Origin of the sequence: Streptomyces sp. NPDC006691 (genome assembly GCF_042869955.1) — a bacterium.
Classification (GTDB): domain Bacteria; phylum Actinomycetota; class Actinomycetes; order Streptomycetales; family Streptomycetaceae; genus Streptomyces.
Genome location: NZ_JBIAGW010000003.1, coordinates 497,947 through 510,642, shown reverse-complemented (window position 1 = coordinate 510,642; position 12,696 = coordinate 497,947). Strand labels below are relative to the sequence as shown.

Annotated in this window: 8 protein-coding genes; 7 read left to right on the top strand and 1 reads right to left on the bottom strand. The window is 73.2% G+C overall.

The genetic code is table 11. The annotated features are described in order from the left end of the window. From ACFYNP_RS09075 to galE, 7 genes are all read left to right on the top strand, one after another. Window positions 1-3,646: ribonuclease E/G (locus ACFYNP_RS09075; protein WP_388783942.1), on the top strand; the 3,646-nt coding region annotated here is incomplete at its 5' end. Between the two features lie 248 nt (window positions 3,647-3,894). Further along, window positions 3,895-4,767, top strand: coding sequence for a UTP--glucose-1-phosphate uridylyltransferase GalU (gene galU / locus ACFYNP_RS09070; RefSeq protein WP_388783939.1), 873 nt, complete (start codon window positions 3,895-3,897; stop codon window positions 4,765-4,767). Between the two features lie 169 nt (window positions 4,768-4,936). Next, window positions 4,937-5,257 (top strand): 50S ribosomal protein L21, encoded by a 321-nt coding sequence (rplU, locus tag ACFYNP_RS09065; protein WP_010062939.1) that lies wholly within the window; start codon window positions 4,937-4,939, stop codon window positions 5,255-5,257. A gap of 14 nt (window positions 5,258-5,271) precedes the next feature. Further along, a complete protein-coding gene (rpmA, locus tag ACFYNP_RS09060) occupies window positions 5,272-5,526 on the top strand; it encodes a 50S ribosomal protein L27 (RefSeq protein WP_100578238.1) in 255 nt (84 codons plus the stop codon). Window positions 5,527-5,671: 145 nt separating this feature from the next. Then, window positions 5,672-7,111, top strand: coding sequence for a GTPase ObgE (gene obgE, locus ACFYNP_RS09055; protein WP_388407431.1), 1,440 nt, complete (start codon window positions 5,672-5,674; stop codon window positions 7,109-7,111). 753 nt (window positions 7,112-7,864) lie between these two features. Next, window positions 7,865-9,499, top strand: a complete 1,635-nt coding sequence (locus tag ACFYNP_RS09050; RefSeq protein ID WP_388407434.1) for a glycosyltransferase family 2 protein — start codon at window positions 7,865-7,867, stop codon at window positions 9,497-9,499. Between the two features lie 16 nt (window positions 9,500-9,515). Further along, window positions 9,516-10,496, top strand: coding sequence for a UDP-glucose 4-epimerase GalE (gene galE / locus ACFYNP_RS09045; RefSeq protein ID WP_388407436.1), 981 nt, complete (start codon window positions 9,516-9,518; stop codon window positions 10,494-10,496). Between the two features lie 92 nt (window positions 10,497-10,588). On the opposite strand, the gene ACFYNP_RS09040 is transcribed toward galE, so the two are convergent. Beyond that, window positions 10,589-12,466, bottom strand: a complete 1,878-nt coding sequence (locus ACFYNP_RS09040; RefSeq protein WP_388783937.1) for a glycosyltransferase family 2 protein — start codon at window positions 12,464-12,466, stop codon at window positions 10,589-10,591. Between the last annotated feature and the right edge of the window lie 230 nt (window positions 12,467-12,696).

The window sequence follows — 12,696 nt, the reverse complement described above, 5'->3', positions numbered from 1 at the left end:
GGCCGCCGAGGAGATCGTCGAGGCCGCTCCGGCCGCCGTCGCCGAGGTGCCCGAGGCTGCCGAGGAGGCCGCCGAGGCCCCGGCGCCGCGCACCCGTCGCCGTGCGACCCGCAAGGCGACGGCTCCGGCCGGTGCGCCGCAGGCCGCCGAGGAGATCGTCGAGGCCGCTCCGGCCGCCGTCGCCGAGGTGCCCGAGGCTGCCGAGGAGGCCGCCGAGGCCCCGGCGCCGCGCACCCGCCGCCGCGCCACCCGCAAGGCGACCGCGCCGCAGACCACCGTCGTGGACCCGGCCGTCGCCGAGGCCGTCGAGGACGAAGAGGCCGAGGACGCCGAGGAGACCGCGCAGGTCACCGCCGAGGCCCCGGTCGCGCAGACCCCGGCCGCCGAGGCCCCCGCGCCCCGCACCCGCCGCCGCGCGACCCGCCAGGCCACCGCCCCGGCCGGCGCGCCGCAGGCCGCCGCCGAGCAGCCCGCGGAGACCCCCGAGAAGTCGAACGTGCCCGCCGAGGCCGCCGCCGACGACGAGGCCCCCCGCGGTGGCCGCACCCGCCGCCGGGCCGCCCGCCCCGCCTCCAGCCCGCAGTTCACGCCGGTCGAGCCGCAGCCCGCCGCGCAGCCGGAGGAGCCCGCCACCGGCAGGTCCCGCCGCCGCGCCACGCGCCCCGCCGTCGCCGTGTTCCAGGCGCCCGTCTTCACCGAGCCCATGTTCCAGACGCCGGAGACGGCCGCGGCCGCCGCTGCCGCCGCCCGCGTCGAGGAGCCCGAGGCCGCCGAGTCGGACGAGACCGTCGTCGAGGCCGCCGAGCCCACCGCCGAGCCGCAGGGCCGCTCGCGCCGCCGACGCCGTCGTGGCGAGGCCCCCGAGCCCGTCCAGGACAAGGCCGTCGAGGAGCCGGCCGACGAGCACGCCGAGGAGGCCGCCGAGGCCGAGGCCGACGCGGAGTCCGACGACTCCGACGACGACCGCCCCTCGCGCCGTCGCCGCCGCGGTGGCCGTCGCCGTCGCCGTGGCGAGCCCGCCGAGGCCGAGGACGCCCCGGACGAGACGTACGAGCAGGCCGACCAGGCCGAGCAGACCCACGGCAACGACGCCCCCGCCGAGTCCGACGAAGAGGACGACGAGGACGAGGACGGCACCCCGTCCGCCGCCGGAACCAGCAGCAGCCGTCGCCGGCGCCGCCGCCGTCGCCGCTCCGGCGACGCGGGCCCCGAGGCCGAGCAGGGCTCCGACGACCCCGAGCGCACCGTCGTCAAGGTCCGCGAGCCCCGCACGACCCGCGAGCGCATCGATTCCGCCACCGGCTCCACCTCCTCCGACGAGGTCCAGTCCATCAAGGGCTCGACGCGCCTGGAAGCCAAGAAGCAGCGCCGCCGCGAAGGCCGCGAGCAGGGCCGCCGCCGCGTCCCGATCATCACCGAGGCCGAGTTCCTGGCCCGCCGCGAGGCCGTCGAGCGCGTCATGGTCGTCCGCCAGAGCGGCGAGCGCACCCAGATCGGCGTCCTGGAAGACAACGTGCTCGTCGAGCACTACGTCAACAAGGAGCAGGCCACCTCGTACGTCGGCAACGTCTACCTGGGCAAGGTCCAGAACGTGCTGCCGTCCATGGAGGCCGCGTTCGTCGACATCGGCAAGGGCCGCAACGCCGTCCTGTACGCCGGTGAGGTCAACTTCGAGTCGCTCGGCATGGGCAACGGCCCGCGCCGCATCGAGGCCGCCCTCAAGTCCGGCCAGTCGGTGCTCGTCCAGGTCACCAAGGACCCCATCGGCCACAAGGGCGCCCGCCTGACCAGCCAGGTCTCGCTGCCCGGCCGCTACCTGGTGTACGTGCCCGAAGGCTCGATGACCGGCATCAGCCGCAAGCTGCCCGACACCGAGCGCGCGCGTCTGAAGACCATCCTCAAGAAGATCGTCCCCGAGGACGCGGGCGTCATCGTGCGCACCGCCGCCGAAGGCGCGAGCGAGGACGAGCTGCGCCGTGACGTCGAGCGCCTCCAGGCGCAGTGGGCCGACATCCAGAAGAAGGCCAACCAGATCTCGACGTCCTCGCCGTCGCTGCTCTACGGCGAGCCGGACATGACCGTCCGCGTCGTCCGCGACATCTTCAACGAGGACTTCTCGAAGGTCATCGTCAGCGGTGACGAGGCGTGGGAGACCATCCACGGCTACGTCGCGCACGTCGCCCCGGACCTCACCGAGCGCCTCACGCGCTGGACCAGCGAGGTCGACGTCTTCGCGACCTACCGGATCGACGAGCAGCTCGCCAAGGCCCTGGACCGCAAGGTCTGGCTGCCGTCCGGCGGTTCGCTGGTGATCGACAAGACCGAGGCGATGATCGTCGTCGACGTCAACACCGGCAAGTTCACCGGCCAGGGCGGCAACCTCGAAGAGACCGTGACGAGGAACAACCTCGAAGCGGCCGAGGAGATCGTGCGCCAGCTGCGGCTGCGCGACCTGGGCGGCATCGTCGTCATCGACTTCATCGACATGGTCCTGGAGTCCAACCGCGACCTCGTGCTGCGCCGGCTGCTCGAATGCCTGGGCCGCGACCGCACCAAGCACCAGGTGGCCGAGGTCACCTCGCTCGGCCTGGTCCAGATGACCCGCAAGCGGGTCGGCCAGGGCCTGTTGGAGTCGTTCTCGGAGACCTGCGTCCACTGCAACGGGCGCGGCGTGATCGTGCACATGGAGCAGCCGGCCGTGTCCGGCGGCGGTGCCGGCAAGCGCGCCAAGAAGCGCGGCCGCGGCGGCGCCGAGAGCGACCAGCACGACCAGCACACCCACGAGCACGACCACGAGCACGACGCCCCGGACACCGAGGCCGCCGAGCACATCGAGTCCGAGGCCGAGGTCGCGGCCGAGATCGCGACGCCGGTGGCGCTCGCCGAACCCGAGTTCGTGCCCGACGAGGAGCTCTACAGCAGCGTCGCCGAGGCGGAGGCCGCGGCCCGTGGCGGCCGGTCCCGCCGCCGCGCGACCCGCAAAGCCTCGGCCCCGGCCGGTGCGCCCCGCACCGCAGCCGTCGAGACCCCGGCCGCCCAGGCCGAGGAGCCGGAGACCGTGCAGGCCCCGGCCGCGGTGACCGTCGCCTCGTTCATCGAGGACGACGCGCCGCGCGGCCGCACCCGTCGCCGCGCCACCCGCAAGGCGACCGCCCCGGCGGGCGCCCCGGCTACGGCGACCGCCGAGCCCGTGGTGGTCGTCACCGAGCCCGAGCCGAAGGCGGAGGAGCCCGAGGTACGGGAGCCGGCGGCCCAGCCGGTCGTCGAGCCCGCTGCCACGGAGCCCGTTGCCGAGGAGGCGCCCGCCGCCGCCCCGCCGCGGGCCCGCCGCCGCGCGACCCGCAAGGCCACGGCCCCGGCCGGTTCGCCGTCGGGTGCCGAGGACGCGGCGGTCGTCGTGGTGGTCTCCACCCCGGCAGCCGAAACGGCCGAGCCCGCGGAGCCCGCCGAGGAGGCCGCCCCGGCCAAGAAGGCGGCCCGCAAGACGGCGAAGAAGGCCGCCGCGAAGAAGGCCGCCACGCCGAAGAAGACGGCGGCCAAGAAGACCGCGGCGAAGAAGACGACCGCCAAGAAGGCCACGGCCAAGAAGACCGCGGCGGCCGAGCAGCAGCAGTCGTCGTCGGTCTCGGCGTCGACGGACAGCTGACAGGTGACGGCCGGCAGGTGACGGCTGACGGTCAACGGCTGACAGATATCAGACGATGACCGTTGCCGCCTCAGCGCCCGCCCCCCGACCCCAGGGCCGGGGGGCGGCCGGTTCGCGGCCGACAGGTGGCGGACAGCCCCCGCTCAGCCGGCGTACACCCGGCGGTAGTTGACTGACGCACGGCCCAGGAGCCCGTCCCCGGAACACCGGGGGCGGGCTCCGTCGTACGAAGGAGAGACCGCCCCCGCATGAGTGCGATCAGCAAAGCCGTCATCCCCGCCGCCGGGCTCGGCACGCGTTTCCTGCCGGCCACCAAGGCCACCCCCAAGGAGATGCTGCCGGTGGTCGACAAACCGGCGATCCAGTACGTGGTGGAGGAGGCGGTCGCGGCGGGGCTCTCGGACGTCCTCATGATCACCGGACGCAACAAGCGTGCCCTGGAGGACCACTTCGACCGCAACCACGAGCTGGAGTCCGCGCTGACCCGCAAGGGCGACGCCGACCGGCTCGCCAAGGTGCGCGAGTCCAGCGACCTGGCCACCGTCCACTACGTGCGCCAGGGCGACCCCAAGGGCCTCGGGCACGCGGTCCTGTGCGCGGCCCCGCACGTCGGTGACGAGCCCTTCGCGGTGCTGCTCGGCGACGACCTCATCGATGCCCGCGACCCGCTGCTCGCGCGCATGGTGGAGGTGCGCGAGCGCCTCGGCGGCAGTGTCGTCGCGCTGATGGAGGTGACGCCCGAGCAGATCCACCAGTACGGCTGCGCGGCCGTCGAGCCGACCGGCGAGAGCGACGTCGTGCGCGTGACGGGCCTGGTGGAGAAGCCCGAGCGGTCCGCCGCGCCCTCGAACCTCGCGGTGATCGGACGCTACGTCCTGGACCCGGAGGTCTTCGGCGTACTGCGCCGCACCGGGCCGGGGCGCGGCGGCGAGATCCAGCTCACCGACGCCCTCAACCGGCTCGACACCGTGCACGGCGTCGTCTTCAAGGGGCGCCGGTACGACACCGGCGACCGGGCGGACTACCTGCGCGCCATCGTGCGCCTGGCCAGCGAGCGGGCGGACCTCGGCCCGGACTTCCGGGCCTGGTTGCGCGGTTTCGTCGCCGAGGAGTGCGGGTAATGACGCTGGTTTGACCCACCACGCCCGGCCCCGTAGCCTTGACCCTCGGCGTGTTTATATACGCGCCTGCCCCTGAGCACCTCACCTCCCGGTCCGCCGGGGGAGGCCCCCTGTTTTCCGCGGGATGGCTGGCTTCAAGGGTTCCGTATCGAGCGAGAGAGAGATCCGCGTGTACGCCATCGTGCGCAGCGGTGGTCGCCAGCACAAGGTTGCTGTCGGCGACATCGTTGAGGTTGACAAGATTTCCACTGCCAAGGTTGGCGACACGGTCGAGCTCTCGACCCTGCTCGTTGTCGACGGCGACGCCGTGACCAGCGACCCGTGGGTGCTCGACGGCATCAAGGTCACCGCTGAGATCGTGGACCACCACAAGGGTGCCAAGATCGACATCCTTCGGTACAAGAACAAGACCGGTTACCGCCGTCGCCAGGGCCACCGCCAGCAGTACACGGCGATCAAGGTCACCGGCATCCCCACGGCTGCGAAGTAAGGGACTGAGGAGACATGGCACACAAGAAGGGCGCATCGTCCACCCGGAACGGTCGCGACTCCAACGCTCAGCGGCTCGGTGTGAAGCGCTTCGGCGGTCAGACCGTGCTCGCCGGTGAGATCCTGGTCCGCCAGCGCGGCACCCACTTCCACCCGGGTGCGGGCGTCGGTCGCGGTGGCGACGACACCCTGTTCGCGCTGCTGCCCGGCGCGGTGCAGTTCGGCACCCACCGTGGCCGCAAGGTCGTGAACATCGTTCCGGCCGCCTGATCACTTAGGCAGCCGTAGAGCGGTTTCAGCGGAGGCGGACCTCACTTCCCCTACGGGAAGCGGGTCCGCCTTTCGCGTGTTACTAGATAGACATTCCCGTACTTTCCCTCGACCGCTGGCCGGGGGCCCTCAGGAGGCACATCCCATGACCACCTTCGTGGACCGCGTCGAGCTGCACGTCGCCGCGGGTAACGGAGGCCACGGCTGCGCCTCCGTCCACCGTGAGAAGTTCAAGCCGCTCGGCGGCCCGGACGGCGGCAACGGCGGCCGTGGCGGCGACGTCACCCTGGTCGTCGACCAGTCCGTGACGACCCTTCTCGAATACCACCACTCGCCGCACCGCAAGGCCACCAACGGCCAGCCCGGCGCCGGTGACAACCGCTCCGGCAAGGACGGCCAGGACCTGGTCCTGCCCGTGCCCGACGGCACGGTCGTCCTCGACAAGCAGGGCAATGTGCTCGCCGACCTCGTCGGCGAGGGCACCACCTACATCGCGGGCCAGGGCGGCCGCGGCGGCCTCGGCAACGCGGCGCTCGCCTCGGCCCGCCGCAAGGCCCCCGGCTTCGCGCTGCTCGGCGTGCCCGGTGAGTCCGCCGACATCATCCTTGAGCTCAAGACCGTCGCCGACGTGGCCCTGGTGGGCTACCCGAGCGCCGGCAAGTCCTCGCTGATCTCGGTGCTCTCGGCGGCCAAGCCGAAGATCGCGGACTACCCGTTCACCACCCTGGTCCCCAACCTCGGCGTGGTGACCGCCGGCTCGACCGTCTACACCATCGCGGACGTCCCCGGTCTGATCCCCGGCGCCAGCCAGGGCAAGGGCCTGGGCCTGGAGTTCCTGCGGCACGTGGAGCGCTGCTCGGTGCTCGTGCACGTCCTGGACACCGCGACGCTCGAATCCGACCGGGACCCGGTCTCCGACCTCGACATCATCGAGGAGGAGCTCAAGCAGTACGGCGGGCTCGACGACCGGCCGCGCATCGTCGTCCTCAACAAGATCGACATCCCGGACGGGCAGGACCTCGCGGACATGATCCGGCCGGAGCTCGAAGAGCGCGGCTACCAGGTCTTCGAGGTCTCCGCCGTCGCCCGTACGGGCCTGAAGGAGCTGTCCTTCGCGCTTGCCGGGATCGTCGCGGAGTCGCGTGCCGCCAAGCCCAAGGAGGAGGCGACCCGTATCGTCATCCGCCCCAAGGCCGTGGACGACGCCGGCTTCACCGTCACCTTCGACGAGGCGAACGAGGTCTACCGCGTGCGCGGCGAGAAGCCGGAGCGCTGGATCCGCCAGACCGACTTCAACAACGACGAGGCCGTCGGCTACCTCGCGGACCGCCTCAACCGCCTCGGCGTCGAGGACGCCCTGATGAAGGCCGGTGCCCGCACGGGTGACGGCGTGGCCATCGGCCCCGAGGAGAACGCGGTCGTCTTCGACTGGGAGCCGACGATGATGGCGGGCGCGGAGATGCTGGGCCGCCGTGGCGAGGACCACCGCCTCGAAGCCCCCCGGCCTGCTGCGCAGCGGCGCCGCGACCGGGATGCGGAGCGGGACGAGGCGGAGCAGGAGTACAAGGAGTTCGGGCCCTTCTAGCCCGGGCCCTTCTTGCTCGGGTCCTTCTTGCTCGGGCCCGTCCCCCGGCCCCGTCCCTCGGGCCGGGCCCGGAGGTCGGGGTACGGGGTACGGGGTACGGGGTCACATCCACGGGCCGCGGGGGCGGTTCGCGCAGTTCCCCGCGCCCCTGGGTGCGTTTACGTCCGCGGGCCGTGGGTGGTTGTTCGCGCAGTTCCCCGCGCCCCTGGAGGCCTGTCTTCGTCTGCGGGCCGTGCGGGGTTGTTTGCGCAGTTCCTCGCGCCCCTGGGAACCCGTTTTCGTCTGCGGGCCGCGGGTGGCTTGTCGCGCAGTTCCCCGCGCCCCTGTAGGTGGCCCCGAATGCCTCGGTGCTGGTGGGCCTGGGTGTCTTCAGCCCGTCCGGCTGATCGGTGCTGGCCCGCATCGGGCACTTCAGCCCGTCCGGCGATTGAGGACGAGCGCCCTTAAGGCGCGATACGGGGTCCGGGGCGGAACCCCGAACCGGGGGTCCGAGGGGCGCAGCCCCTCGAAGGGGGTCTGGGGCACAGCCCCAGGGGTCGGAACCAACCAACCCCGGGCAACGGGCGGGCGGGTGGGCAACCCCCCGGGGTCTGGGGCGGAGCCCCAGGGGCCCGGGCTGTTCAGTTCGGCCGCACGGGCGGGCGGGTGGGCGAAGGTGCCCGGGGTCTGGGGCGGAGCCCCAAGGGGCCCGGAACCCACCAACCCCAAGGGGCCAGGGCGCGACCGGCACGGAGCGCGCCGTAGGATTCACGGATGAGCCAGAGCCCTGCCTCCCCGGACGGCCCCCCGGGCGTCAGCGTCGTCGTCATCGCCTACAACGACGCCGAGCTGGTCACCGACGCCGTACGGTCGGCACTCGCGCAGGGCCCGGCCGTCACCGAGGTCGTGGCCGTCGACGACTGCTCCAGCGACGGCACGGCCGCCGTACTGGACCAGCTGGCCACCACCGAGCCCCGGCTGCGCGTGCTGCGCCGCGCGGACAACAGCGGCGGCTGCGGAACCCCCCGCAACGACGGAATCGCCGCGGCCACGGCACCGTACGTCCTGTTCCTCGACAGCGACGACGTGCTGCCCCCCGGCGCCGTCCCGGCGCTGCTCGACGCGGCCCGCGAGCACGGCACCGACGTCACGGTCGGCCGCGCGGTGCGCCGCGAACTGCCGGACGGACGGGACGTCCCGTGGCAGCCGGGCCTGTACCGGGAGGCGGCCGTGTACGAGTCGCCGGAGGCCGAGCCGCGTCTGCTCCACGACACGCTGTGTGTCAACAAGCTCTATCGCCGCGACTTCCTGACGGAGCATCAACTCCGTTTTCCCGACGGCAGGTTCACGTACGAAGACTTCGTCTTCACGGCCCGCGTGTACGCCGCGGGCCCCCGCGTCGCCGTCGTGCCCCAGCTCGTCTACGTCTGGCACGTGCGCCGCGCCGCGGCCCAGGTGTCCATCTCGCTCGCCCGCAAGGACGTCGCCAACTGGCAGGCCCGCATCGCCGCCCACGCCCAGGCCGTCGAGGCCTTCGGCGCGGCCGGCCGCAAGGCGCTCGCCGCCGCCTGCCGCACCAAGTTCGTCGACTACGACCTGTGCCTGTACCTGCGCGAGCTGCGCGTGCGGGACGCCGGCTACCGCGACCAGTGGTGGCGGCTCACCCGCGCCTACCTCGCCGATTTCGCCCCCGCCGAGCTCGCGGCGGCCGCCCCGCCCGCACGCTGGCTCGCCCAGGTGGTCCTGGCCGCCGAGGCCCCCCGCGACCTGGACCGGCTCTCCCAGCTCGCCGCCGACCCGGCCCGGCTGATCCCGCCGTACGCGAGCGCCGCCGGGGGACCGGTGTGGGCGGACGACCTCGCGGACGTGGCCCTGGACGGCCTGGCGGCGCTGCCCGCCGACCGGCTGCCCGTCACCGTCGACGCGACCCTGCTCGCCGGGCGGCGCGGCATCGTCAAGCTGCGCGTGCACGAGCTGTACGGGCGCCTCGCGGCGACCGGGGCCCCCACCAGCGCCGACATCGAGTTCGTGCCCAGGGGCGGCGGCGAGAGCGCCCTGACCGTGACCGCCCCGCTGCGAGCGGGCGGCGACGGTTACACCGGCCAGGCCCCTGTGATGCTGACCGCTCTCGCGGCGGCGGGCGGCCGCGGCACCCAGATCTGGGACCTGCGGGTCCGCCTGAACAGCGCGGCGGGCCCCGGCGCGCACACCACCCTCCGGGCCCGGGCCGCCGGGCTGCGGCGCACGGCGGTCCCCGCCAGCCGGTACGGTGTTCTGCTGGTGCAGCCGTACCGGACGTCGAGCGGATCGCTCGCGGTGCGGCTCGCCCCTGGAGTACAGGGGGCCCTCGGGGTGGTCGGCGGGAAGCTGCGCAGACTGGCCCGGACGGCTCGATCAAGGCGACGATGAGAGCGTGGACGCACACATGACTTTTCTGATCACGGGCGGCGCCGGATACATCGGCTCTCATGTCGTGAGGGCCATGACGGCGGCGGGGGAGCGCGTCGTCGTGCTCGACGACCTGTCCACCGGTGACGCGAAGCGGCTGCCGCAGGGAGTGCCGCTGGTGGTCGGCTCCGTCCTGGACCGCGAGCTCCTGGACCGCACCCTCGCCGAGCACTCCGTGACCGGCGTCGTCCACCTCGCGGGCAAGAAGCAGGTCGGCGAGTCCGTCGAGATCCCGCTGCACTACTACCGGGAGAACGTGTTCGGCCTGACCGTGCTCCTGGAGGCGGTCGCCGCGGCCGGCGTGCGCACCTTCCTGTTCTCCTCCTCCGCCTCCGTGTACGGCATGCCGGACGTCGACCTCGTCACCGAGGACACCCCGTGCCTGCCGATGAGCCCGTACGGCGAGACCAAGCTGGCCGGCGAGTGGCTGGTGCGCGCCGCCGGAAAGGCGCACGGCATCGCCACCGGCTGCCTGCGCTACTTCAACGTGGCGGGCGCGGCCACCCCCGAGCTCGGCGACACCGGCATCTTCAACCTCGTGCCGATGGTCTTCGAGAAGCTGGAGGACGGGCAGCCGCCGCGCATCTTCGGTGACGACTACGAGACCCCCGACGGCACCTGCGTCCGCGACTACATCCACGTCGAGGACCTCGCCGACGCCCACCTGGCCGCCGCCCGCAAGCTCGCCGAGTCCGCGCAGGGCGGCGAGTACGGCGATCTGACCGTCAACATCGGCCGGGGCGAAGGCGTTTCGGTGCGCGAGATGGTCGACCTCATCAACGAGATCAGCGGCCGCGGCATCGCCCCCGAGGTGCACGCGCGCCGCGCGGGCGACCCGGCGCGCGTGGTCGCCTCCGCCGACCGCATCGCCGCCGAGCTCGGCTGGAAGGCGCACCACGACGTGCGCTCGATGATCTCCTCGGCGTGGGCCGGCTGGCGCCACCACCGCGACGGCTGATCCCGCCCCGCACACGCGCCCGGCACGTGAGGAGAAGGCCCCGCCGAAACCGGCGGGGCCTTCTCGTTCTCTCCGTGGAGCGGGCGGCTGGGTCAGCGGCCGCGCACCACGCGGGCCGCCTTGCGGCGCACCTGGCGCACCAGCGGCACCGGCACGGTCAGGCGCAGGGGTTCGCCGGAGGGCTCGATCACCGGTACGTCCCGGTTGAACGAGCCTGCCAGGAGCCGGAGTTGGAGCTCCCAGACGCCGGGAGCGACTCCGTCGGCGGTGGCCCGCGCCGAGACGCGGCCGTTGGCGTCCACCTCGGTGGCGGTCGGAGCGGTGAGCGTCTTCTCGCCGGATACCAGGAGCAGCCGGGCCTCGCCCCGCCCGGCGGCCGGCCAGCCCGGTACGGTCACCCGGGCCGTGGCCTCGACCCGGCCGAGGCGGGTGCGGGCGACGGTGCCCCGGGCCGAGGTGGCGAGCAGCCGGCGGGTGTCGCCGATGTCGAGGTTGAGATGCTGGTGGGCCGCCGAGTGGAAGAGGCCCGCGGCGCACGGTCCGGCCTCGCCGCGGTCGACGATCCGGGGCTCGGGCGACACGTCGTACAGGCGGTCCGAGGGGCGGGCGAGCCAGGCCTCCTTGCTGAGCTCGCCCGAGGTGACGACGATCCGCATGCTCCATATCCCCTCCGGCAGCGGCTCCCCGTCGGCGGCCCGGCCGATGTCGAGGCGGAGGGTGTAGGTGCCGTCGTCGGCGGTCTCGGCGGGCACCCAGTAGGTGTATCCCTGGCGGCGCAGCAGCACGCCCACCCCGCGGCCCGCCGGGTCGAGCTCGCTGAGCCGGGCCGAGCCCGTGACCCGCAGCACCGGGCCCTCCCAGGCGTAGGAGTCGACCCGCTGGACCAGACGGACCCGGGAGGTGATGTCGTAGGCGGAGTCGGGGACGCCCCGCTCGGCGTCGCGGAAGTAGGGATAGGCGGCGTAGACGCGCTCGCCGTCCTGGTGGGCGGGGCCCGGGGTGTTCCCGGTGTCGGCGCGGACGATCTCGGTGAGCTCGTCCACCAGGCCGTGGCGCAGGCAGTGCACCCGCAGCCGCAGCCGGGGCGGCAGGGCCGCCATGACCGGCTCGGTGGTCCACTCGTCGAGCAGCACCTTGGCGGCGGCGGCCATGTCCTTGCGGCCGGCCTCGTCACGGGCCAGGTAGGGCTCCCCGAACATGCTCAGGATCTCGCCGTGGAAGTGACGCTCCATCAGCTTGTCGCGCTCGCGGCCGGCGGGCACCAACTCGCCCAGGCCGCGCAGGATTTCGCCGACGAAGGCGAGCTGGTCGACCCAGTCGACATCCTGGCGGCTGGCGTTGGTGCCGTCGCCGCGGCCCTCCAGGTAGTAGCAGTCGTGGTCGGCGACCACCGAGATCTTCTTGGCGCGCAGCACCGCGGGGACGGCGAACGCCACGTCCTCGTTGAGGAGCCGGCCCTCCGCGAACCGGAGCCCGTGCTCCTCGATCAGGGCCCGGCGCCACAGCTTGTAGGGCGCCAGCGTCCAGTACACGGGGGAGTCGTACAGGTCGACCTCGGCGCTGGTGGTGCGGAAGTCCACCGGGGCGTCCCGCCCCACGCCCACGATCCGGCCGTACACGATGTCGGACTCCTCGCCGTCGGCCATCGCGACCATGCGCCGCAGCGCGTCGGTGCCGAGGTAGTCGTCGGAGTCGAGGAAGAAGAGGTAGGTGCCGCGGGCCCGCTCGATGCCCACGTTGCGGGGCTTTCCGGCGCCGCCCGAGGGCTCCTGGTGGATCACCTGGATGTTGTCGCGCTCGCGCGCCCACGCGTCGAGCCAGGCGCCGCTGCCGTCCGACGAGCCGTCGTCCACCGCGATCACTTCGAGCTTGCGCCGTCCGATGGTCTGCGCTTCGACGGACCCGAAGCAGCGCTCCAGGTACCGCAGGGTGTTGTGCACCGGGACGATCACGGTAACAACGGGGTCCATCGGCACACATCCTCGAATGGGGCACGGCTGCAAGGGTGGTCGGTGACTCTCGCGCGCGGACGCTAGCACAGCTTTTCTTATTTATTGGAGGCCCTGTAGGGGCCCTGTGTCAAAGGGGTGCGGGTATGCGACTTCTGTGCGGTCACCCGCAGGTGGGACGGTGTGCGAAAGGCCCCGGCAGGTGCTGGGTGCCGGGGCCTTCCGTTCGTCACGGGTGCTGGGGGAACGCG

What these genes read in the sequence shown, in the direction of transcription:
- ACFYNP_RS09050 (WP_388407434.1), top strand. Translation starts at nt 7,865, where the DNA reads ATGAGCCAGAGCCCTGCCTCCCCGGACGGCCCCCCGGGCGTCAGCGTC.
- galU (WP_388783939.1), top strand. Translation starts at nt 3,895, where the DNA reads ATGAGTGCGATCAGCAAAGCCGTCATCCCCGCCGCCGGGCTCGGCACG.
- ACFYNP_RS09040 (WP_388783937.1), bottom strand. Translation starts at nt 12,466, where the DNA reads ATGGACCCCGTTGTTACCGTGATCGTCCCGGTGCACAACACCCTGCGG.
- obgE (WP_388407431.1), top strand. Translation starts at nt 5,672, where the DNA reads ATGACCACCTTCGTGGACCGCGTCGAGCTGCACGTCGCCGCGGGTAAC.
- rpmA (WP_100578238.1), top strand. Translation starts at nt 5,272, where the DNA reads ATGGCACACAAGAAGGGCGCATCGTCCACCCGGAACGGTCGCGACTCC.
- galE (WP_388407436.1), top strand. Translation starts at nt 9,516, where the DNA reads ATGACTTTTCTGATCACGGGCGGCGCCGGATACATCGGCTCTCATGTC.